Origin of the sequence: Nodosilinea sp. FACHB-141 (genome assembly GCF_014696135.1) — a bacterium.
Taxonomy (GTDB): Bacteria; Cyanobacteriota; Cyanobacteriia; order Phormidesmidales; family Phormidesmidaceae; genus Nodosilinea.
This window is the reverse complement of sequence record NZ_JACJPP010000007.1, coordinates 55,480-78,789: the sequence shown is the minus strand read 5'-3', so window position 1 is coordinate 78,789 and position 23,310 is coordinate 55,480. Positions and strand designations below refer to the sequence as shown.

Annotated in this window: 18 protein-coding genes and 1 pseudogene; 17 read left to right on the top strand and 2 right to left on the bottom strand. The window is 55.6% G+C overall.

The window, feature by feature from the left end; translation table 11 throughout:
- The 11 genes from H6F59_RS03835 (at position 1) to H6F59_RS03785 (ending at position 16,003) form a co-directional block, all read left to right on the top strand.
- On the top strand, positions 1-492 hold the full coding sequence (locus H6F59_RS03835; protein ID WP_190695344.1) for a hypothetical protein: 492 nt from the start codon (positions 1-3) through the stop codon (positions 490-492).
- Positions 493-847: 355 nt separating this feature from the next.
- Positions 848-2,044 carry a response regulator gene (locus H6F59_RS03830; protein ID WP_190695339.1) on the top strand — a complete coding sequence of 399 codons (1,197 nt, stop codon included), beginning with the start codon at positions 848-850 and terminating at the stop codon, positions 2,042-2,044.
- A gap of 50 nt (positions 2,045-2,094) precedes the next feature.
- The gene (locus H6F59_RS03825; protein ID WP_190521645.1) at positions 2,095-2,460 is read left to right on the top strand and encodes a response regulator transcription factor; all 366 of its coding nucleotides are present in this window, start codon (positions 2,095-2,097) and stop codon (positions 2,458-2,460) included.
- 13 nt (positions 2,461-2,473) lie between these two features.
- On the top strand, positions 2,474-3,055 hold the full coding sequence (locus H6F59_RS03820; RefSeq protein ID WP_190695336.1) for a chemotaxis protein CheW: 582 nt from the start codon (positions 2,474-2,476) through the stop codon (positions 3,053-3,055).
- Positions 3,056-3,123: 68 nt separating this feature from the next.
- Positions 3,124-6,075, top strand: a complete 2,952-nt coding sequence (locus H6F59_RS03815; RefSeq protein WP_190695333.1) for a methyl-accepting chemotaxis protein — start codon at positions 3,124-3,126, stop codon at positions 6,073-6,075.
- Between the two features lie 247 nt (positions 6,076-6,322).
- Positions 6,323-9,502, top strand: coding sequence for a response regulator (locus H6F59_RS03810; RefSeq protein ID WP_190695330.1), 3,180 nt, complete (start codon positions 6,323-6,325; stop codon positions 9,500-9,502).
- Between the two features lie 172 nt (positions 9,503-9,674).
- Positions 9,675-10,883 carry a ferrochelatase gene (locus tag H6F59_RS03805; protein ID WP_190695327.1) on the top strand — a complete coding sequence of 403 codons (1,209 nt, stop codon included), beginning with the start codon at positions 9,675-9,677 and terminating at the stop codon, positions 10,881-10,883.
- Positions 10,884-11,415: 532 nt separating this feature from the next.
- Positions 11,416-12,603: a DNA double-strand break repair nuclease NurA gene (locus H6F59_RS03800; RefSeq protein ID WP_190695324.1), complete on the top strand. Its 1,188-nt coding sequence runs from the start codon at positions 11,416-11,418 to the stop codon at positions 12,601-12,603.
- A 191-nt stretch (positions 12,604-12,794) separates the two neighbouring features.
- Entirely contained in the window at positions 12,795-13,556 is a 762-nt protein-coding gene (locus H6F59_RS03795) for a PEP-CTERM sorting domain-containing protein (RefSeq protein WP_190695322.1), read from the top strand.
- Between the two features lie 140 nt (positions 13,557-13,696).
- Entirely contained in the window at positions 13,697-15,097 is a 1,401-nt protein-coding gene (fumC, locus tag H6F59_RS03790) for a class II fumarate hydratase (protein WP_190695319.1), read from the top strand.
- Between the two features lie 144 nt (positions 15,098-15,241).
- Entirely contained in the window at positions 15,242-16,003 is a 762-nt protein-coding gene (locus tag H6F59_RS03785) for a phycobilisome rod-core linker polypeptide (protein WP_190521626.1), read from the top strand.
- 229 nt (positions 16,004-16,232) lie between these two features.
- Here the strand turns inward: H6F59_RS03785 and H6F59_RS03780 are convergent, their stop codons facing one another.
- Positions 16,233-16,943 (bottom strand): pre-peptidase C-terminal domain-containing protein, encoded by a 711-nt coding sequence (locus H6F59_RS03780; RefSeq protein ID WP_190695317.1) that lies wholly within the window; start codon positions 16,941-16,943, stop codon positions 16,233-16,235.
- Between the two features lie 134 nt (positions 16,944-17,077).
- Here H6F59_RS03780 and H6F59_RS03775 point away from each other — a divergent pair, with 134 nt between their 5' ends.
- From H6F59_RS03775 to bioF, 6 genes and pseudogenes are all read left to right on the top strand, one after another.
- Positions 17,078-17,374, top strand: a complete 297-nt coding sequence (locus tag H6F59_RS03775; RefSeq protein WP_190695313.1) for a hypothetical protein — start codon at positions 17,078-17,080, stop codon at positions 17,372-17,374.
- A gap of 121 nt (positions 17,375-17,495) precedes the next feature.
- The gene (gene glgB, locus H6F59_RS03770; protein WP_190695310.1) at positions 17,496-19,790 is read left to right on the top strand and encodes a 1,4-alpha-glucan branching enzyme; all 2,295 of its coding nucleotides are present in this window, start codon (positions 17,496-17,498) and stop codon (positions 19,788-19,790) included.
- A 23-nt stretch (positions 19,791-19,813) separates the two neighbouring features.
- Positions 19,814-20,236, top strand: a pseudogene (locus tag H6F59_RS03765) (VOC family protein).
- Positions 20,237-20,424: 188 nt separating this feature from the next.
- A complete protein-coding gene (locus H6F59_RS03760; protein WP_190695307.1) occupies positions 20,425-21,024 on the top strand; it encodes a TetR/AcrR family transcriptional regulator in 600 nt (199 codons plus the stop codon).
- Positions 21,025-21,084: 60 nt separating this feature from the next.
- On the top strand, positions 21,085-21,792 hold the full coding sequence (locus H6F59_RS03755; RefSeq protein ID WP_190695304.1) for a glutathione S-transferase family protein: 708 nt from the start codon (positions 21,085-21,087) through the stop codon (positions 21,790-21,792).
- Positions 21,793-21,802: 10 nt separating this feature from the next.
- Positions 21,803-22,996 carry an 8-amino-7-oxononanoate synthase gene (gene bioF / locus H6F59_RS03750; protein ID WP_190695301.1) on the top strand — a complete coding sequence of 398 codons (1,194 nt, stop codon included), beginning with the start codon at positions 21,803-21,805 and terminating at the stop codon, positions 22,994-22,996.
- A gap of 4 nt (positions 22,997-23,000) precedes the next feature.
- Here the strand turns inward: bioF and rpsU are convergent, their stop codons facing one another.
- Entirely contained in the window at positions 23,001-23,189 is a 189-nt protein-coding gene (rpsU, locus tag H6F59_RS03745; RefSeq protein WP_073608157.1) for a 30S ribosomal protein S21, read from the bottom strand.
- Between the last annotated feature and the right edge of the window lie 121 nt (positions 23,190-23,310).

Here is a 23,310-nt window from a genome sequence, read left to right as displayed (position 1 = left end):
ATGACTTCTGCCCTCACCCGTTACCGCCGTCTTCCTGCCCAAGAACCCACCCTAAGGCTAATTGCCTTTCAGCTACGCCACAACTGGTTTTGCCTGCCCCTGCCCCTGGCCCGGCGGGTGATTCCCATATCCAATGGGCCAGCCCAGGGTCTGATGTTGACCCAGCTAAACCAAGAGAATGTTCCGATTATGGATGTGGCCGATCGCATCTATTGCTCTGCACCGCTGCTGCCCGGCTCAACTGTCCCTAAACCAGTGGTGCAGAGCGACTCCAGCCAATCTATTTTGGTGGTCGAATCACCGCATTTCGGGCTTTTGGGGCTGCGCATAGACGGTGTGCCTAGTCTCAAGCGAGCGCGCCAATCAGCTTTTAGCCCGGTGCCCGCCACTTATTTGATGATGAATCATCTACGAGGCTTCAATACTCTAATCAATTTAAATGAAACCGATCCACCTTTATTCTTGTTAGATATTGACTCCCTACTTCTTTAGAATAGACAACCGGAAATTTTCAACCGAAATAATATTATCTTGACATTACTCAAGAATTTTCTAAAATTCTCAGATTTACAACCCATCGAGTTGATTTATAGAGCAATTCCTGGGATAGTTCTTAGTAGCTTCAGAAGCATTATAAAAAATTTATGCAGCTAGAATTTCCCAAATAAATCTTGAGTTTTTAACTGCTATCTCTGCTGGACAAATAAATTTTTACTGACAAAAATTATAAGCATAAAAAGAGTTTCAATGAATAGTTTATTCTCTGCAGATTTTGGCTCGGGATTATGCAAACCCAGTCGTCATTCAATATGGCGGCCAAAATGCAGGCTACGGCAAGGAACATAACATGAGTGGCAGATCGGTGCAGTACTCCAAGCCTTTATCTAATTATTTGCGAGTTAAAAAACTGCAAATCTTTCCTGTCTTGAAGCGGCTCAGCTTTAGTGGGCAGATCACTTGGTCTGTTCCCGAAGGTCACCAGTGGACTCTATTTTTTGACCGGGGGCAGCTGGTCTATGGCAGGGGCGGAGTGCACCCAATGCGGCAGTGGTACCGCCAAGCCCAGGCCCGGCTACCCAGCCCTGAGCTGAGCTACCAAGCACTGCAAGCATCTTCGGCGGCTGCCCCCCGTTCTAGCTGGCCCCACGACTGGGATTACCAGCTGCTTCAGCGCTGGCTGAGTGAGGGGCAGCTCTCGAGCAAAGCGCTGCAAGCTATCAGCACCAATATTGTGGCCGACATCTTGTTTGACGTGGTGCAAGCCCGCGAAACCCAGTATCAGCTAGCCCGGCAGCCGCCCCTAGCCCCTGGCCAGATACCGGTCTATGTAGACGAGGCCCAACTACTGACCTCGGTGACCGACCTTTGGGATGCCTGGCTAGAGGCTGGGCTAGAAGCCTACTCACCCAACTTAGCGCCAGTAATTCAGCATCCCGAGCCAATTAGGGCTGCGGTTTCACCCCGCGTCTACGAATCGCTCATGCAGCTGCTCGACGGTCAGCGCAGCCTGCGCGACCTGGCGGTCAAGCTGGGCCAAGACGTGCTGAACCTTACCCAAGCTCTACAGCCCTACATTCAGTCGGGATGGATCAGCTTGGTGGAGGTGGCTGACTTTCCACCCCTAGAGGGGCTAGACCCGCCTATGGGTAATGGGGCAGCCCCCAAAGCGGCCCTCAAAATCGCCTGCGTTGACGACAGCCCCCTAGTCTGCAAAGCCATGGGACAGGTGATTCGGTCAGCAGGGCATGACTTTTTAGCGATTACTGAAGGCTCGAGAGCCATACCGACCCTGCTGGCTCAAAAGCCAGACCTGGTGTTTTTAGACCTGGTGATGCCCGACACCAACGGCTACGAAATTTGCAGCAATCTGCGCAAAATATCTCGCTTTAAAGACGTTCCTATCGTCATTCTCAGCGGCAACGACGGCTTGGTCGATCAGGTGCGTGCCCGGTTGCTAGGAGCCACCGATTTCTTAAGTAAACCCATGGAGCCCATCGTGATTCTCTCCGTCATTCGCAAACACCTCGCCCCCATCCGCATCTAACCCCCGTCTTCCCCATTTCCGCCACAATTCTCCCTACCTCAGGTGTATTCATGAGCAAAGTTCTAATTGTTGAAGACAGCCTCACCGACAAAGAAATTCTCACGCTCTGCCTACGCGATCGCGGCATTACCGTCCTCACCGCCAAAAGCGCTGAGGAAGCCTTTGATCAGATCAAAAGCCACCGCTTTGATCTGATCATTCTCGACGTGGTGCTGCCCGATCGCAGCGGCTTTGAAATTTGTCGCGAACTCAAAGAAGACACCAACACCAAGCAGGTGCCCGTAATCATGTGCTCCACCAAAGGCACCGAAATGGACAAGTTCTGGGGCTTAAAGCAGGGAGCCGATGCCTATCTGGCCAAACCTATTGACCAAGACGAGCTGATGCAGGCCGTCAATCAACTGGTCAATGCTTAAGGAGCCAAGCGCAATGAATTCCGAGACCGCAACGCCTACCGACAACCTCATCCCCCCGCTGCAAGACACCACCTCGCCTGGAGCACCACCTGAAGAGCAGTTCTTAAAGGTCATCGTCAACGGCGGTCTGCCCCTGCTGCTACCGGGGGCCAATCTGGTCGAAATCATGAAACTGTCCATTGGCCAGGTTGTGCCCATGTTTCAGATGGCCCCCTGGGTCATGGGCCTCTACAACTGGCGAGGCGAGATGTTATGGGTCGCTGATCTGGGCCATTTTTTAGGATTTACGCCTTGGTACAACCAGGCCGAAGCCGCCACCCGCCACACGGTGGTGGTGATCAAGCCTCCCTACAGGCCCAGCCAGCCTACAGACGAGCAAACCGCCACCCTGGGTTTAGTGGTCAACGCCGTGGAGGCTATGGTGGCCTACCCAGTCCCCGCCCTACAGCCCTTATCAGCGGCGTTTTCAGGCCAGTCAATTCCTGTTGAGCCCGGTCTGCTGCCCTTTCTGCGGGGATGTTGTGTCGATAGCGCCGACCAGCCCCAGCTAATTTTAGACGGCACAGCAGTGTTAAACGCCATGGCTCAGGCCTAGCCCGGCCTGCTCAGAGTGCATCGGCCCTATTTCTAACCGACTACGTTGAACTCCTAAGGTTATTTGCTATGACTCAAGTTCCGTCGCTATCTCACCCCCGCCAACAGCCTCTAACGGTGGAAGCCAACAGCGTAGGGGGTGCCAACTTCGGTAAGGCCCAACCTCAAAACGCGATTAGACAGTATTTTGCTGGGCGCAGTCTGCGGCAGCAGCTGCTCTCTACGGTCTTGCCACTGAGTCTGCTGCCACTACTGATTGGGGGTCTGATCACCTATGCCCTTACCCAAGGCCGTACCCGCGCCACTATTACCCAAGATTTGCAGGGGCAGGCCGTGCTGACGAGTGAAAACGTGGGCCTCAACCTGCTTGAGCAAACTGCCTTTGCCCAAGTTTTTGCTCAAAACCCACTAATTTTAGACAAAGTTCGTCGCGATCGCCGGCTAACAGCCAATCTAAAGCTGCTACAAAAGCCCGAAGCGACCCTAGAAACGCAGTTTATTGTCACCAAGCAGCTAGCTACTAACCCCGCTTTTAACGACTACCTGTCCCAGACTGTTGAGATTAAGCAATTTGCCGAGATCATTGTCACCGAGGCCAACGGCCTCAATGTAGGTTACAACAGCATTCCCGGTGACTTTGTACAGGCAGGCGAAGACTGGTGGGAACGGGCTAAAAGCGATGGATTTTGGTTTGGTCAACCCGGCTACGATGCGTCCACTCTTCAAGTAGGCCTCGACTTTAGCCAAGCCATTCGCGACCCCAACAGCAACGAATTTTTAGGCGCAGTGAAATTCTTTATTAACACCGCCGCCCTTGAGTTTGAGCAGCTCAACGAATACCTGGTCAACGCTGGTATTCAAGGCTCTCAGCAGGTGCAATTGCTCGAACCCAGTTCTAACTATGTGCTGGCCACCTTTAGCGAGCAAGGCCAAGAAGCAGCGCTAACACCTCGATCGCTTAACTTAGTCGGCGGCGAGGTGGTGAGTAAGCTGGCCACCGCTATCACCCAAGCCGCCCAAGCCGAGGTCGCCCCCAATGATCTGCAACAGCAGCTCAACTCAGCCTTCCCAGTCAGAAATCTGGAAGTTTCGGCGGTGAGTACTGCTGATAGTGCAGAAAGCCTAGTAGCCAACTTTAGTTACCAGGGCAAACAGTATTCGCTAGCAACGGTGCCCCGGCTCAACTGGGTAGCGATCGCATCGATGGACATCGCCGAAATTCGCGCTGCTGGCCGCGAAAACCTGATTACCCTAGGGCTATTGGGGCTGGTGTTGGGTGGGGTGGCCGCCCTGTTAACCCGAACCGTAGCCCAGCAAATTTCATCACCGCTCAACGCCCTGGCAGGCAACGCCCAGGAAGTCTCGCAGGGTAATCTCGATGTCCAGGCCGACCTGGTTGGGTCATCTGAAGCTCAAACCCTGGCCCAAACCTTTAATGAGCTGGTGGTACGAGTGCGGGGATTTCTGCGAGAGCAGACCCTCAATACCCGTCGGGCCAACCTGGCTGCTGCCATTACCGGAGCCAAAATTGTTGACTCTGCTGAGCTGCTGCCCGTCTACGAACGCCTGGTGTCCGAGGCCCGCGATATTCTTGCCTCCGATCGGGTAGTCATTTACCAGTTCAACCCCGACTGGAGTGGCGCGATCGTGGCCGAATCGGTAGAGGCCAACTGGCCTAGCGCCTTGGAGCAACAGCTTGGCGATCCCTGTATTCCCGCTGAAACCCGTGCTAAGTACGAGGCCGAAGGCATCTTGCTCGAAAATAACGTCGCCAATGCTGCCTTTCACCCCGAGCACCAAGCCCTACTGCAAAATCTCCAGGTCAAATCGATTTTGGGGGTGCCCATCGTTGGTCAGGGCAGGCTCTACGGCCTGCTGATTACCCACCACTGCCAAGCCGTGCACCCCTGGCAAGAGGCCGAAATTAGCTTTCTCAAACAGCTGGGGCTACAGCTGGGCCTAGTGATGGAGCGGGTAAACCTGATCGAGCGCACCCGCAACTTGGCCGAGGAACAGCGGCAGATCAAAGAAGGCCTCCAGCGCAGCGCCCTACAGCTGCTGATGGACGTGGATCCTGTCAGTAAGGGCAACCTGACCGTGCGCGCCCAGGTTACCGAGGACGAAATTGGCACCTTGGCAGACTCTTACAACGCCACCATCGCCAGTCTGCGAAAAATTGTGGTGCAGGTGCAAGACGCCTCCCGCCAAGTGGCCGCCACTACCGACGTTAACCAAACCTCCGTGCACGACTTGGCCGAGTCAGCCAATCAGCAGGCCCAAGCCATGCTGGCCGCCCTCGATCGCGTCCAAGAGATGGCCAGCTCAGTGCGCCTAGTCGCCACCAATGCCGAAAAAGCCGAAGCCGCCGTGCTCGAAGCCGAGCAGACCGTAGCCCAGGGCGACGACGCCATGAACCGCACCGTAGACGGCATTCTGGCCATTCGCGAAACCGTGGCCGACACCGCCAAAAAAGTAAAGCGCCTGGGTGAATCGTCCCAAAAAATCTCCAACGTGGTGAACCTGATCAGCGGCTTTGCCGCCCAGACCAACATGCTCGCCCTCAACGCCTCCATCGAAGCCTCCCGCGCCGGAGAAGGCGGCAAAGGCTTTGCTGTAGTCGCTGAGGAAGTGCGCGAACTAGCCCGCCAGTCCGCCGAAGCCACCACCGAAATCGAAAAGCTGGTGGCCAGCATCCAAACCGAGACCAACGCCGTCGTCACTGCTATGGAAACTGGCACCGAGCAGGTAGTTACCGGCACCCAGCTAGTTAATGAAGCCCGCCAGAGCCTCAACCAGATCACTGCCGTCAGCCGCCAGATTAGCGCCCTGGTCGCCGCGATCGCCGACGCCACCGTCGTTCAAACCCAAGCCTCTGCAGTAGTCAGCGAAACCATCACCAGCGCCGCCACCACCGCCAGCCAAAACTCCACCGCCGCCAATCAGGTATCCGATTCCTTCGCCCAGTTGCGCTCCGTCGCCCAAGTGTTGCAGGAGGAGGTCGGTCGGTTCAAGGTTGGCTAGAGGCGGGTGGAGGGGTAGGTGGGCAGGCGGGTAGGCGGGTGGAGGGTAGGGAGTGGATGGGTAGATTTCAGCCAACTCCATATAAATCCATAAGTCCACAGGAAACGAATCGCTTCCCCCCTTATCCCTCCTTGCACCCCCTACCTCTCTCATCCCCCCATAGGTAATCACCGTCTGCCCCCATCCACATCCCCATCAACCTCCCCACCCATCCACCTGCCCACTCCCCATCTCCCCCACCCCTCCCATGCCAACCCCCCCCCACATCCGCGACCAGGCCTATCAATTTTTCCTCGAAGAAGCTCCCGAGCTGCTGCACACCATTGAGTCAGGGCTGTTGGGGCTGCGATCGCAGCGAGACACCGCCGAGATTCACCAGATCATGCGGGCGGCCCACTCGCTCAAGGGGGGTGCGGCCAGCGTGGGGCTAGAGCCGATTAAAACCCTAGCCCACCGCCTAGAGGCTCTATTCAAGGCTCTCTATAGCGACACTGTGGCGATCGATAGCGAACTAGAAAACCAGCTCCTGCAAGCCTTTGATTGCCTGCGACTGCCCCTTACTCAACAGCTCACCGAGGGCGCGTTCGATGGAGAGCAGGCCCTCGCCCAGGCAGACCCCATTCTGCAAAATCTGGAGCACCGCCTCGCCAGCGCCATGGTTGAAACCGAGAACTTCATCCCCAGTTCCTCAGACCTGGGGTTTGATATGGCCACCTCTATCTTTGAAGTGGACGTGCAGCAAGGGCTAGATCATCTGACCCACGTACTAGAGCAGCCCAATGCCCACGAAGTCGCTGGCGAACTGCGCGCCCAGGCCGAGATCTTCATGGGCTTTGCCGAACTGCTCGATCTGCCTGGGTTTGCCCAAATTGCCGAAACTGCTCTCCAGGCCTTAGCCATAAACCCAGATCAGGCGATAGAAATTACTCGCTTGGCCGTGGCAGATTTTACTCAAGGCCGCGCCGCCGTCTTGACCGCCAGTTCAACCACGGGCGGTGAACCCTCCGCTGCCCTGCAAGCCCTAGCCGCCGAGGCCCTGCTTCCGACATCAACCTTAGAAGTAGCCCCAGCATCAATTGCAGATTCTCCCCTAGCACCAGCCTCAGAGCTGTCCCTAGAACCGGTTTCAGAGCAGTTTCTAACCTCCGTTTTTGGTGATGACAATTTAATAGCCAGCGACTGGAATGCGGAACTGCCCTCGGATGTCGATGCCCTGGCATGGCTGATCCAGTCCCAGCCAGTTCCAGATCCCGACCAACCCATACCACTATTAGAGCAATTCCGCCCATCTGATGCGCCAACGCCCATCCCCTTCAACCATCCCAGCGCCCCTAGCTCTAGCCCCGTACCTGCCATCGAGGCCATGTTTATTGAGGCCACATCTGCTGACAGCAATATTTCAGCCCCAGATGAGGCTCCGATTCCTCACCTCTCTCCCTCCCCACCTTCCCCACCCCCCCAATCTCCCTCAATCTCCCCCTCCCTCACCGTCCGTGTCGACACCCAACGCCTCGCCCGCCTCGAAAACCAGCTCGGCGAACTCACCATCAACCGCAACGGCCTAGCCCTGCAAACTAACCAAATCCGTCTCGGCCTCAAGGAACTGGTCAGCCGATTCGAGCGCGTGCGCGCCACTGTAGAACAACTGCAAGGCGTCTCCGACCAAATCTTGATTGCTCCCAATCGCCAGCCCGTCACCATCGGCGAGTTTACTCCCGCTGTGCCCCCGGCCGCTCCAGCCCGCCCCTTGGGCTTCGATTCCCTGGAAATGGACACTTACACGGCCCTCTACACCCACACCCAAACTCTGCTTGAGGAAATGGTGCAGCTCGAAGAAGCCGCCGCCGACATTATTTTGTTTAACCGCCAGACCGATCAGCTGCTGGGGCAGCACCGCAAAATGCTCTCCCAGGTACAAGACGACCTGATGTACGCCCGGATGGTGCCCCTGGGCCAGGTGCTCAATCGCTTTCCCCGAGTTTTGCGAGACCTCGCTCATACCTACGGCAAACCCGCCGATCTCACCCTCGGAGGCACCGCTCTGCTGGTCGATAAGGCCGTGCTAGAAAAACTCTACGACCCCCTGCTACACCTACTACGCAATGGCTTTGACCACGGTTTAGAAACCGCCGAAGAACGCCGCTGCCACGGCAAACCCGAGATTGGTCAGATCACCATGGGAGCCTGCTACCGAGGCCGCCAGATTGCCATTGAGGTTAGCGACGATGGCCGGGGTCTAGACCTAGAGCGCGTGCGCCAGCGATTGGTAGATTTAAACTGGCTTTCGACCGAGGAAGCCAGCGCCGCCAGCCCCGACCAGCTCTCTCGCTATCTTTTTGAACCGGGTTTTTCCACTGCCGAGCAGGTCAGCGATCTGTCGGGACGGGGGGTTGGTCTAGACGTGGTGCGCGACCAAATGCAGCGGCTCAAGGGCACTGTCACCGTCCAGTCGGTGCCAGGGGCAGGTACCCGGTTTACCTTATCGCTCCCTATGACCCTGAGCATCGTCAACCTGCTGATCTGCTTTGTGGGGTCTACTCCGATCGCCTTTCGTAGCGACAGCATTACCGAGATCTTGGTGCCCCGCCCTGACCAACTAACCCAAGACCTTGATCAGACTTGGCTGAGCTGGCACGACCAGCGGGTACCTATCTACGGCCTCGGCAATCTGCTCTCCTACCGCTGCTTGCGGCCCGAATTACCTCTGAGTCAGGTGCTAGCGGCGGTGCCCTCCCCCGCCGATTGGGAAGCTCCGGTGCTAATTTTGGCTCGGGGCGACCGTCACTTTGCCATCCAGGTCGATCGCCTCGTCACCGAGCAGGAGTCGGTAATTAAGCCCTTTGGCACAGCCCTCAGCCCGCCTGCCTACGCCTACGGCTGCACCGTTTTGGGCGATGGCAGTGTCATCCCTGTTATCGACGGTCAAGCGTTCTTGGATGACCTGCTCAGCCGTCCTGCTACCTATGCCTCGGAGGTAGACTTAGAACACCCCACGCCCCTGTTGCCCGCCGACCCCATTCCCCAGGCAGCCCTACACCCAGCCACCACGGTGCTGGTAGTTGACGATGCCGTCACCTCTCGCCGCACCCTGGCGCTTTCCCTAGAGCGGGCAGGTTACCGAGTGCTGCAAGCCCGCGATGGCCAAGAAGGGCTAGAGCAGCTAGAGCAAAACCCCTCCGTGGGTCTGGTGGTCTGCGACATTGAAATGCCTAACATGAATGGCTTTGAGTTTCTCACCGCCCGCCGCCAAAACCCGGCCCTGGCCCAAACTCCCACCCTGATGCTGACTTCGCGCAGCAACAACAAGCACCGCTGGCTGGCCATGCAGCTGGGAGCTACCGACTACTTTACCAAGCCCTACCTGGAGCAAGAGTTTTTGGAGGCAATTCGCGAAGCGATCAGTACCGAAATTGCCACCAGCCAATAGATATTCCCTTGGGGGGATAGTAGGTCTGCGAGCTGCTTCAGTACCATGCCCACACAGGCAGACCCAGGTGCAAAGACCCTTTCAGGTCTATGTAACTTGCTGGTTTTGTTAATGTTATCCCCCAGGGGAGGATGTTAGCCTATACAAGATACACCTCCAAAGAGCAAGCACTATGGTTGCAACCCCTGATGTTATTCAGACATCCGCATCTCACTCCCACCCAACATCCTCTGGCGATAGCAGGGTAGCGGTGCTGCTGATGGGCTACGGCGAAGTCGAAAGCTACGAAGACTTTGCCAACTACAACGAGCAGGCGCTCAACCTCCTAACAGCAAAATTTGCCCCCGTACCAACCTGGGTCTACCCTCCCCTGGCCAAGGTGCTGGCCGCCTTCGACCTCCACGAGTGGAGCCACCAGCACGGCAACTTTATCTCTCCCCACAACGCTATTTTTGAGGCCCAGCGGGCCGGCATCGAGGCCAATTTGAAAGAGCGCTGGGGCGATCGCGTCAAGGTGTTCAAAGCCTTCAACTTCTGCAAGCCCTTCCTACCCGACCAGGTGCTGGAGCAGGTCAAAGCAGAGGGCTACGACAAGCTGCTGATTTATCCCCTGTTGGTGGTTGACTCCATCTTCACCAGCGGCATTGCGATCGAGCAGGTCAACCAGGCTCTAGTCAAACTGTCCGACGGCACCGAGCACTGGGTCCAGGGTACGCGCTACATTCCTTCTTTCTTTGACGCGCCTGACTACATCGACCTCCTGGCGACCATGGTCGAAGAAAAAATTAAGGACCACCTGGCCGTGGCCCACCTACCCTCCCAAACCGGCATTGTGCTGATGAATCACGGCTGCCCCCACGAGGCCAAGGGCTTTACCTCCGGCATTGACGAGAGCCAAAAGCTCTATGACAAAGTGCGCGATCGCCTGATCTACAAGTACCCATTGATCTCAGTAGGCTGGCTCAACCACGACACCCCGCTGATCAAGTGGACCCAGCCCAACGCTGACCTAGCGGCCCGTAACTTAATTGATCTGGGAGCCACCGCCCTGGTGTTTATGCCCATCGGCTTCGCCACCGAAAACCACGAAACCCTGCTGGATGTCGAGCACATTATCGAAGGGCTACGCCGCAAGCGCCCCGACGTTACCTATGTGCAAATGCCCTGCGTTAACGATCGCCCCGACTTCCTAGCTATGGCAGCCACCTGGGCCGACAAGCACATCGCCGATCTGCTGGAAGAAGACGCCCTAGCGATCAATCCTTCCCTAGCGGTTTCCCAGGCGGCGGCGGTGCACAGTCATCACGGTCATACCCACGACCACCATCTACCCGGACACGATCACGGTCACAGCCACGATCACGGTCATCATCACCACTAGCACTGGGTTTAGCTCTAGAGCCTGAAAGGGTGTTTTTGCCTCAGGCTCTAGAGGATGACATGCGTATGGGAGCGGATGAGCGAGGCTTGCTCATCCGCTTAATCAGCATATTAGGCAGAGTAATCGGGCTAAGCGCCACGGCCAAACCCAGAAAAGCCCAGCTGCTGAGGCGGCTCTTGGGGTTCGATGGATCGGTCAAAAATGAGCCAATGGCCAGAAGAAAAACCATCAGCGATGCCAACAGATAAAGCTTGAGGGCCATAGTGTTTTGAGGTTGATTGCTCTATCTCTAGACTGCCCGAGGCCAATCCCTGCAGACCTGGTGAAGAATACTGAACTTTGAAGTCAGAAATGCTGGCTCTACCTCGCTTGATCGATCGCAAGAGTAGATAGGTAACCGCACTCTAGCATCAACCACAAATACATTTATAATCCTGCGATCGCTATAACTCCAAGAGCCCGGCGTGACAAAGCCACGGCAAACCCGCTAGAATCAGCCGTTAATACAGGTGTTCTCAGCAATGGATGGGTTATGCCAGTGAGTTCCAGCCAAATTAAAGCCCTGCTCGACCAAAAGCGAGATGCCTTTAGCGCCTTCAGTCGGGCTAAGTTTGAGCTGATGCACGCCTACAATCGAGCGTGGATTGAGTTTGCCGCCCTGCCACACACCAGGCAGCTCGCTCAGTTAGACAACCTCACCGGGCCGGTGGGAGCTCGTCCCTTAGAGGCGATCGCCGCTGAAAAGGGCATCTTGCCGTTCTTCTTTACGGAATCTGGCCCGGTGAGCGATCGCTGGACGAACCGTGAACAGAGCGCCCAGTGGGTGCAGACCGTCCTAGAAGACATCACCACCTTCGCGGTGGATGGCTCTCAAATTTCCCCTGGCAAAGATATTTCTATCCCGATTGCGCTGCTGCAAATTGGCTGGTTTGAGAACCCCCACAGTGCCACCCGCCCCTATAAAAAGGACGTGCGGGTCGACCTCATGACCCCCTCCGAGCTGGGGCCAAACCCTGCCCAACCCGTAGAACGCCGCGTCAACATTCGTCGCTTTCAAATGGAAGTGGCACGGCTAGTGGAATACATTAATGCCTGCCAAGACCCAGAGCGCACCCTGGTATTTTTCGACGGGGCGCTGGTGGTCACCTTTGCCGAAGCCTTTGACCAGGAGAGCCAAACTGCCTACGTGCAGTCTATTCTTTCGCTGCTAGAAGCCAGCGATCGCCGCCGTGTCCCCTTGGTGGGCTATGTGGATACCTCCTACGCCCGCGACCTGACCACGATGCTGCACCACGTCTATGGGCTAGAGGCCACCGAGGGCATTCATGATGCCCAACTGCTAGCCCGGCTGATGGAGTGGGGCGATCGCAGCGCCGTGTTTCAGTGCGATCGCGGCGGCGTTTTGGATCAGTACAACGACTACGGCGATCAAATTGCCTTCACCTATCTCAAAACCACTCGCGACGGTCATCCCGTAAGGCTTGAAATGCCGCGGTGGATGTGGGAAAGCGGCCATATTACTCAATACCTCAACTGGGTGAGAGGCGAGGTGATTATCGGCGGCGGCTACCCCTACAGCATTGAAACCGCCGACCAAACCGCCGTACTTCAGGGCCAAGACAAGCATATTTTTCTGCGAGTGCTGCAAGACTGGGCCGATCGCGAAGCCATCAACCTGCGGCTCTCCCGCAAAATGGTCAGCAAACAGCGCCGCCGTTAGGCTCACCATAAAGTCTTGGTGAACTGCTCCAAAGCTCCGTAATTTGACCTACACACTTCATTACGGAGAGTGTTTTAGTAAAGAAGTACACCCAAAACCTATATCTGTCTCGGAGAGACCATCAGACGCAAACGCCCCCTTTCGTCTATGGCTACTGCCTACAGTGCCTACCTAAAGAGGATTTGCTCTGCATGAAAATGTTTAAAACCCTAGGACTTGCCCTAGCGCTAGTGAGCCTGCTAGGGGCAATTGCTCCCGAAGCATCAGCCAAAGTTAAAGGCAATGGCAATGGCAACGGTAACGGCAACGGTAACGGCAACACTGCCACTACAACTCCTCCTCCTGCGCCGACCACTACCACAACTCCCCCTGCACCGACCACAACCGCAGCCCCCCCTGTAACGACGACTAGCCAACCGACTTCTGCTTTTGCTTGTTCTGGCGGTTCGGTGACCAGCAACCCTCTGGCAGGAGGGTCTTCCCTCAGCTACAGCCAATGCATGACTTCATCCGGCAACGATGTCACCAGCGGCATCAGCGCTGACCTTACTGCCTTCCTCGACAGCACCTTAGGAGACGACTGGGTGTTCGATGGTAAATACGAAGGTGGTCGTAACTCCTCTGGCCCCAATGATTATGGCTTTAGCTGGGTACAAACCGGCAAAGGCAGCGGCACCTGGAGCCTAGCCGAGACCGTGACCAGTCCTTTTGTAATTAGTCTTAAGGCCGGTAACGCCTACACCGCTTACTACTTCGACAGCAGCACCAGCTTCAACAGCGGTACCTGGGCTACCTTTGACCAAAAAGACTTATCTCACGCATCGTTCTTCGTTGCCAAAGGTGACCTCACTCCCGAAGAACCGAACACGACCGTGCCGGAACCAGCCTCTACCGCGGCCCTAGTACTAGTGGGCCTAAGCGCCGCTGGACTAGCCCGCAAAAAGCAGGGTTAGGTCAGATAGTCTCAACATCTCAAAATTGCCCACAATGCTCCGGCGACTTACCCATGTCGTCGGAGCTTTTCTGTGGAAAGGCACTCAAGGGCTTTGCCCTATGGTTGAATCGGAGAATAGCGCGCTGGGAAATACCGTCAATGGCTGAACCAACACCACACACACGCCAGGAAACTGACAGCATGGGAGCGATCGCTGTGCCGAGCGATCGTTACTGGGGAGCCCAGACCCAGCGGTCAATTCGCTATTTTTCCATTGGGCAAGACAAAATGCCGTTGGAGGTGGTGCATGCGATCGCAATCGCCAAAAAAGCGTCAGCGCTAGCGAATGCTGATCTGGGCAAACTGCCCCAGGAGAAAGCTGACTTGATTGTGCAGGCCGCAGATGAGGTGATTGACGGCACTCTCGACGACCACTTTCCGCTGCACGTATGGATGACCGGCAGCGGCACCCAGTGCAACATGAACGTCAATGAGGTGATCGCTAACCGGGCGATCGAGCAGGCGGGCGGCGAGATGGGCAGCAAAACCCCTATCCACCCCAACGACCACGTCAATATGTCGCAGTCATCCAACGATGTATTTCCCACAGCCATGCACATCGCCGCTGCTCAGGCTCTCGTGCACACCCTAAGCCCCGCCGTTACTCGGTTGAGGGATGCCCTGGATGAAAAAGCTCGGGCCTGGGCAGACATCGTCAAAATTGGTCGCACCCACATGCAGGATGCCGTACCGCTCACCCTAGGCCAGGAGTTTTCTGGCTATGTGGGCATGCTCGACGACAATTTGAAACGCCTTGAGGGCTGCTTGCCAGGGCTGTACGAGCTGGCTCTGGGGGGCACGGCGATCGGCACCGGCATCAATGCTGGACCTGGCTTTGCAGAAGCCGCCGCCGAGCACATTGCGGCTATCACTGGACTGCCCTTCATCAGTGCCCCCAACAAATTTACCGTTATGGGTGCCCACGATGCCGTAGTGATGGCCAGCGGCGTGCTCAAGACCCTAGCGGTATCGCTCTACAAAATTGCCAACGACATTCGTCTATTGAGTTGTGGTCCTAGGGCCGGGTTCGCGGAGTTGCAGTTGCCAGAGAATGAGCCGGGGTCATCGATTATGCCGGGCAAAGTGAACCCCACCCAGTGCGAGGCTCTGGCCATGGTAGCGGTGCAAGTCATGGGCTACGACGCGGCGGTGGCCTTTGCCGGAGCTAGCGGCTATTTGGAGATGAATGTCTACAAGCCAATGATGATCTTTAATCTGCTGCAATCGGCGCGGCTGATGGCCGACAGCTGCCACAACTTCACTGAGTTTTTGGTTGCTGGTATGACCCCCAACCTGAAACGGATCGACCAGTACGTGCAGCAGTCGCTGATGCTGGTCACCGCCCTGAGCCCAGCCATTGGCTATGATAAGGCCTCTCAGATTGCCCACCACGCCTTTGAGCACGACCTCACCCTGAAGCAGGCTGCCCTGACCTTAGGTTATGTCTCAGAAGCGGAGTTTGACCGGCTAATTATCCCCCACCGCATGACCCATCCTTGAGCCACAGCAACCGCTACAGCGTCCACACCCGTGGAATGTTAAGGACTATGTTGATTTGCTCAGGTTGCTCAGGTTCGCGGCAGCCATTCCCGTATGATCATCCTTAAAGTTTGTAAATTTTCCTAAGATTCTGGAGATTCAAACGTGTCTCTTCCGTTACTAAACTATTCCCCGTCCAGTCAAAATCAGCGCGTTGCGGCTTACGAAATCGGCGGCGACGAACAGCCCAGAATTTTCTCCACCGATGACCTGTACGATACCAGCGACATGGATGCGCTGATTAATGCGGCCTATCGGCAGATGTTCTTCCACGCCTTTAAGTGCGATCGCCAGACCTTTCTGGAGTCGCAGCTGCGCAACGGTCAGATCACCGTGCGCGACTTTATTCGTGGCTTGGCGCTGTCGCCTACCTTCTACAACAGCTTCTTCGAGAAGAACAGCAACTACAGATTTGTTGAGCACTGCGTTCAAAAAATTCTGGGCCGCGACGTGTACAGCGATCGCGAAAAAATTGCTTGGTCTATCGTAGTGGCCAACAAGGGCATTAAAGGCCTAGTCGATGAGTTGCTCGACAGCGAAGAGTATCTCACCAGCTTTGGCTACAACACCGTGCCTTATCAAAAGCGCCGAGTGCTGCCTGGTCGCCCCGAAGGCGAGCGCCCCATCCACATCAAAAATCCCCGCTACGACGCCTACCACCGCAATCAGTTGGGCTTCCCTCAGATTGTGTGGCAGTCTCAGGTCAAGCGGTACGTTCCCCAAGAGAAGAAGGTTACCGCTGGCAACCCTCAAGCCTTCCTTGGCATGGCCCGCAGTATTGGAGCCAGTGGTGCAGCCCCGGCTCGCGTATCCACCGGCGACATCAACATCGCCACCGCTGTACCCTACCGCAAAGTGTCCTCATAACTGGGTTTAGCAGCCCTTCGGTTAGGTTTCTAGAACACCATCGGGGATGCGAGCTACGGCTTGCATCCCTTTTTTTGTCCAAACGGGCCTGTTGATCAGGCCAAGCCAACACAGGGGCAAAAAAAAAATCCCCTGGCCGTAGCCAGTGGGACTTTTCAGGGTGCATCTACCATTCACCTTTTCACCTAAGACGAGACTTCGTCCGGAAAAGTTGCTACAAAGTTTCAGCCTATTGCGGACTCTCGGCATTGCGCAGCACCTCGGCCTGTTCTCGCAGAGAAGCGGCCCAGTCTTCGGATCCGTTGGCCTCAAAAAGAGTAGCGGCCTGCTCAAAATCGGCAATCACTGACTCTCTCGCCTCTAAGGGAATATCCTCTGGCCCTTCTACTAAATCGCCTTGCTCCACATACACCTGCCCTAGCGTGGCCTGGGCCCGTCCTAGGTAGGCTGAAGACTGCTCAGGGTCAATTGCGATCGCCTCAGTGTAGGCAGCAATGGCGCCAGTGTAGTCTTCGGCCAGAGCCAGGGCCTCGGCTTCAGCATAGGTCACCTCAAATTCGGTAGAGGTGCGCACAACGAGGTCATAGTCGCCACCCTGGCCCGAAAATGACCGGGCCACTACAGTGTAGGTACCATCTTCAGGCAGCTCGATGATAATGGTTGAGTTTAGAGTGCCGCCAAAATCGTCATTAGACGCGATTTCGGTCTCATCAGGCCCGGTTAATGACAACACCGGATCAAAATCCTCACTGGCTAGGGTGATCGTCATCACCTGTCCGGCTGTGCCCTCGAAGGTATAGGTAGACTCTGCCGGATAAATGGTGCCCGCCTCTTCTAGCACGGTATCGGCGCGGGCAACCAGCGTTGCCGGGCCAGCCAGCAGCCCCACCAAGGCTACAGGCGCTACTACTCCCGCAGGAAACAACCGTAGAAAACCCATGCAACCTCCCTTAGGGAAACAACGAACACACAAATCTGCCATGCAGCCTAACACAAGGCCGACCTAGCCACGGAACCATTAGCAGTGTCTCAGCAGACTATGGTAATACTGAAGCCATGCTACTCAGCCTACCTATGCCCCCTCTGTATCGCGTATTAGCTTGTCTAGGGACGTTGGCCGTCCTAAGCGATTGTGCCCTAGCACTGCCGCCTCCCGAAGAAATTCCTGAAGAAATTTTGCGCACAGAGGTAATTACGGAGGCGCGATCGCCCCTTGACGGAGAGCCGCTTTCTGCAGCAGAGTACGCTGCCCTGCAAGAGCAGCTGCGCGATCCCAACACCGAGCCCGTTGTTAACCCTGATATCGCTGACCTAATTCAACTTTTGCAGCTGAGGCGTCTCCTCAAGCCTATCGTCCCCTTCTTACGGTAGGGGCCAAATAAGCCAAGATCCGCGAAAATTTCCCTGTGGGAATCGCTAAGTTTTGTTACTCTATTCCGCAGATAGTAAATTTACATAGACCGTTTATATCCCCCTGTGGACCTTTAATAACATGCCTGCAACCGTTGACGCTGAGCAGATTGACCGGATTGTCTGGAACCAGCACCATGACCCCTTTGAAATCTTAGGGCCGCACATGGTGCAGCAAGATGGTCAAACGGTCTGGGCCGTAAGGGCCTATTTGCCCCAAGCTGAAAAAGCCTGGGTCGTACTGCCAGAAGAGCACAAAGAAGTGCCTATGGAGCCCAACCATAACCCCCACTTTTTTGAGTGCGTGCTGCAGGTTCAAGATCTGGCTAACTATCAGCTTAAATACGTCATCGGTGACCATACCCATGTCATCTACGACCCCTACGCCTTCAAAACCCGTGCCATCACCGATTTTGACATCCACCTCTTTAGTGAAGGCAACCACCATCGCATTTACGAAAAGCTAGGTGCACACTTCACCGAAGTCGAGGGCGTCACGGGCGTTTACTTTGCCGTGTGGGCTCCCAATGCTCGTAACGCATCGGTATTGGGCGATTTTAACTACTGGGATGGCCGCAAACACCAGATGCGCCGCCTTTCTAACGGCATCTGGGACCTATTTATTCCTGGGTTAGACGTTGGAACCCACTATAAGTACGAGATTAAAAACCACGACGGCCACATCTACGAAAAATCTGACCCCTACGGCTTTCAGCAAGAAATTCGACCCAAAACCGCCTCTATTGTCACTGATCTAGATAGCTACGCCTGGCAAGATGCTGACTGGATGGAAAAGCGTCGCCAGACCGAACCTCTGACCCAGCCAGTCTCGATCTACGAGCTGCATGTCGGCTCCTGGCTGCACGAGTCATCGGCTAGCCCCGCCCTACGCCCCGACGGCAGTCCAGAACCAGTCGTTACGGTAGCTGAGCTCAAGCCCGGAGCGCGTTTCCTCACCTACCGAGAGCTAGCGGATCGGCTGATTCCCTACATCAAAGAGCTCGGGTTTACTCACATTGAGCTACTGCCCGTCGCTGAGCACCCCTTCGATGGTTCCTGGGGCTACCAGGTCACCGGCTATTACGCCGTCACCTCTCGTTATGGAACGCCCGAAGACTTTATGTACTTTGTCGACCAGTGCCACGCCAACGGCATCGGCGTCATTGTCGATTGGGTGCCAGGCCACTTTCCCAAAGACGGCCACGGTCTGGCATTCTTTGACGGCACCCACCTCTACGAACATGCTGACCCCCGCAAGGGCGAGCACAAAGAGTGGGGCACCCTGGTGTTTAACTACGGTCGCAATGAGGTGCGCAACTTCTTGGTGGCCAACGCCATCTTTTGGTTTGAGAAGTACCACATCGACGGAATCCGGGTTGATGCGGTAGCTTCCATGCTCTACCTCAACTACTTCCGCAAAGATGGAGAGTGGGTGGCTAATGACTACGGCGGCTGCGAACATATTGAAGCGGCAGACTTTCTCCGTCAGGTAAACCACGTGCTGTTTACCTACTTCCCTGGAGTGCTTTCGATCGCAGAAGAATCAACCGCTTGGCCAATGGTCTCTTGGCCTACCTACGTGGGCGGGCTAGGCTTTAACCTCAAGTGGAACATGGGCTGGATGCACGACATGTTGGATTACTTCAACATGGATCCATGGTTCCGCCAGTTCCACCAGAACAACGTTACCTTCAGTATTTGGTACGCCTTTACTGAAAACTTTATGCTGGCGCTGTCCCACGACGAGGTGGTGCACGGCAAGAGCAATATGCTAGGCAAAATGCCGGGGGATGAGTGGCAAAAGTTTGCCAACCTGCGCTGCCTCTACACCTACATGTTCATGCATCCGGGCAAAAAAACCCTGTTTATGAGCATGGAGTTTGGCCAGTGGAGCGAGTGGAATGTCTGGGGCGACCTGGAATGGCACCTGCTTCAGCATCAGGCCCACGCTAGCCTTAAGCACTTTATGGGTAAGCTCAACGAGTTTTACCGCAGTGAACCGGCTCTGTTTACTCAAGACTTCGACCAAGCTGGCTTTGAGTGGATCGACTGTAGCGACAACCGCCACAGCGTGGTGGCCTTTATTCGCCGCGACAAGGGCAGCGATGACTTTGTGGTGGTGGTGTGCAACTTTACGCCCCAGCCCCATAGCCACTATCGGGTAGGCGTGCCTGAGCAGGGCTACTACAGAGAGCTCTTCAACAGCGATGCCCGCGACTTTGGTGGCAGCAACATGGGTAATCTGGGCGGCAAATGGTCTGAGGATTGGTCGTTCCACAACCGACCCTATTCGCTGGATCTGACCCTGCCACCTCTAGGAGTGATTGTGCTGAAGCTGACCTCAGAAGAAACTCAGAAAGCCCTATCAGGTCAGTAACCGAGGGTTAGCTCAAAGGCACCATGCAACCACGCATCACAGTCGTCACCCTTGGCGTGGCTGATTTGGAGCGATCGCTGCGTTTTTACCGAGATGGCCTCGGCCTCTCGACCGCAGGGATCGTAGGCCAGGAGTTTGAGTTTGGAGCCGTTGTCTTCATCGATCTTCAGTCGGGTCTCAGACTTGCTCTTTAGCCCCGCGAGAGTATCGCCCATGACACCGGGCTGTCGCGAGGCAAGCCCAGCTCAACGGAGTTTACCCTAGGGCACAACGTAGGCTCTAGAGCAGAAGTTGATGCCGTCATGGAACAGGTAACCGCCGCCGGTGCAGTTATCGTTAAACCTGCCCAGGAGACGTTTTGGGGTGGTTACGGAGGATATTTTCAAGACCCAGACGGCCACCTTTGGGAGGTGGTATGGAATCCACAATGGATTCCTCAAGATTAAGCATTCCCCAGGCAATTACTTGGGGTTAACTCGCTCGACCTCTCAACAGCTATACAGACAAGAAGAAGACAAAAACCTCTTCGGATGGCAATTTCCCAGTGTTTGGTCTATTGTCTCCACACCCAGCTGATCCTTGCTCTCTTAGAAAATTGCTGGTAGCTTAAATCAGACCGATCAGTCTTTTTTAGATGTCAAAAGCTCAAGTTACCAAGGCGCATATCATCGAGCAGGCGGCAGCTCTGTTTAACCAGCAGGGCTACGCAGGAGCGTCGATGTCTGATGTGATGCGGGTAACAGGTTTACAAAAGGGAGGGATTTATAACCACTTTCGCAGCAAAGATGAACTGGCTTTAGAGGCCTTTGACTTCGCAGTTCAGCGCATCCAGCAGCGATTTATGGGGGCCTTGAAGGGCAAGCGACACGCTGTAGACAGGTTGATGGCTATTCTCAGCGTCTACGAACGGTTTTTGGAGGATCCACCAGTGCAGGGCGGCTGCCCACTGCTGAATACGGCTGTGGAGAGCGATGATGCCCACCCGGCGCTACGAAAGCAAACTCAGATGGCGATGAATGACTGGCGATCGCTAATTGAACGCATCGTCGACAAAGGCGTTGCCCGCGGTGAACTGCAACCTATCGTGGACGCTGCAACCGTAGCGACGATCTTGATTGCCACCATTGAGGGAGGCATCATGCTCAGCAAGCTGTACGATGACCCCGCCTATTTAGAACAAGCTCTAGCCCATTTAAGAACCTATGTTCAACAGCAGCTAGCCACGCCCGGCTAATTTTTTTGCGCACAAACAGACCGATCGGTCTTTTTTTATTTTCATTAAGGAACTGTACCCATGCTGAAGCTTTACTACGCCCGGCCATCCGTTTATGCCCGTCCGGTGTGGCTCGCCTTGATTGAAAAGCAGTTGTCCTTTGAGTTGGCACCAGTTGACTTGAGCGGCAAGCAGTTTGAGCCTGAGTTTTTGGCTGTCAACCCTTTTGGCCATGTGCCGGTCTTGGAAGATGGCGATCTTCGCGTCATTGAGTCGATGGCGATTTTGGATTATTTAGAAGCTCGCTATTCCGACATAGCGCTGTTGCCCAGGGATGCAACGGCTTTAGCTAGGGTTCGTATGGTGCAGATGCTGACGCTCAACGAACTGCTGCCGGGGGTCTTTAAGCTGCTGATTGACAACGAGCGCTCGGACCGAAAATCGGCTGAGATAGAATATGCTCAGCTACGGGTCAGGAATACGCTGAGTTTTCTGGAGAATTTGCTGGGTGACGGCTGCTATTTCGCGGGCGAGCAATTTACGCTGGCAGAAATCGTCGCTGGAACTGTAGTTCACAGGGTACCGGATCTGGGAGTGGCGCTGGCCGATTATCCTCGATTGAGTCACTGGTCTAAACAGCTGCTCGCTCGACCAGCCTGGCAGCAGATTGCGCTGAGTGCGGAGGAGTGGAACACCTTCAAACGCCGTATGCGCGTCATTCCTAAAATTTGGCAGCGCCGTCGCCATCAGCGCATGACCGCACTATCGCAGCAAAGTCTAACGATGTAATCGCTCGTCTATGGGTACCGACCCCTACGTTTGGCTAGATAAATCTTTGGCAGCCCTGCACCGCGCCCACCGCTATCGAACCGTAGCGGCTGTCTATGGCATGACCGGGACCGTGGTGCAGCGGCAGGGGCAAACTCTAATCAACTTTGCCAGCAACGACTATCTGGGACTAGCCAGCGATCCTCGGCTGGCGGAGGCGGCGATCGCCGCCATTCAGACCTACGGCACCGGCAGCACCGGTTCGCGGCTGCTCAGCGGCCATCGAGAGCTGCATGGGGAACTAGAGCAGGCGCTCGCCGCTCTCAAGGGCACTGAAGATGCGATCGTCTTTAGCTCGGGCTATCTGGCCAACATGGGGGCGATCGCGGCCCTAGTCGGCAGCCCAGACCTAATTTTGGGCGACGAATACAACCACTCCAGCCTCAAGTCCGGGGGCAAAGTTAGCGGTGCTAACGCCCTAGACTATCGCCATGGTGACGTTGCCCACTTAGAGGAATTGCTGAAACTGTATCGCGATCGCCATCGCCGCTGTCTGATTACCACCGACAGTGTATTTAGTATGGATGGCGACCTGTGCCCGCTAGCGGCCATTCTTGACCTAGCGGAGAACTACCACGCGATGGTGTTGGTGGATGAGGCCCACGGCACAGGAGTATTTGGCGCGCGCGGCTCGGGGGCCGTAGAGCACCTAGGATGTACCGGACGCCCCTTAGTCACAGTCGGTACTCTCAGTAAGGCTGTGGGCAGCCTAGGGGGCTACGTAGCCGGGTCGACTGTACTCATTGACTTCCTCCGCAACCGCTCCCCCAGCTGGATTTACACTACGGGTCTATCGCCAGCAGATACAGCGGCGGCCCTAGCGGCGGTAAAAATTATTCAGCAAGAAACCTGGCGCCGCGAAATGCTCTGGCACCAGGTGAATCACTTGATTCAACAAATTGATCAAATCTTGACAGAGCCAGCAGTAGTTCCCTTTGGGCTGCGGCGATTGCCTTCGGCTTCGCCCATTATTTGCCTAGAGGGTGCATCAGCAGAGGCAATTTTGACGGCTAGCCAACACCTACAGTCAGCTGGGCTATGGGTGGCAGCAGTACGCCCGCCCACAGTGCCCACAAGCCGACTACGAATTACGGTTATGGCTACCCATAAGCCCCATCACCTGCATCAGCTGGTCACTGGACTACAGACTCTGAATCAGGGTTGAGCGCTTAGCGCTTTGAACCCCAACGTCGCTGCTTCTGGCGAGCGATGGTCTTGCGCTTTTTCTTTTCGATCGGGGTTTCAAAGTGGCGATTTTTTCGCATATCCGAAAAAATGCCGGCCCGGGCAACCTTTCGCTTAAAGCGTCGTAGGGCCGATTCAATGTTTTCGTCTTCTCCCAATACAACCTGGGCCATTAGTTCTCCTAAAAATTTGCTAACGCGGGTAAAGCAGCGCTCTAGTAGCGTCAGCCTAAAACCACTGAATATCGCTGAGCGCGATACCCCACTTCGAAAGCCCGTAGGCTAAGGTATGGCC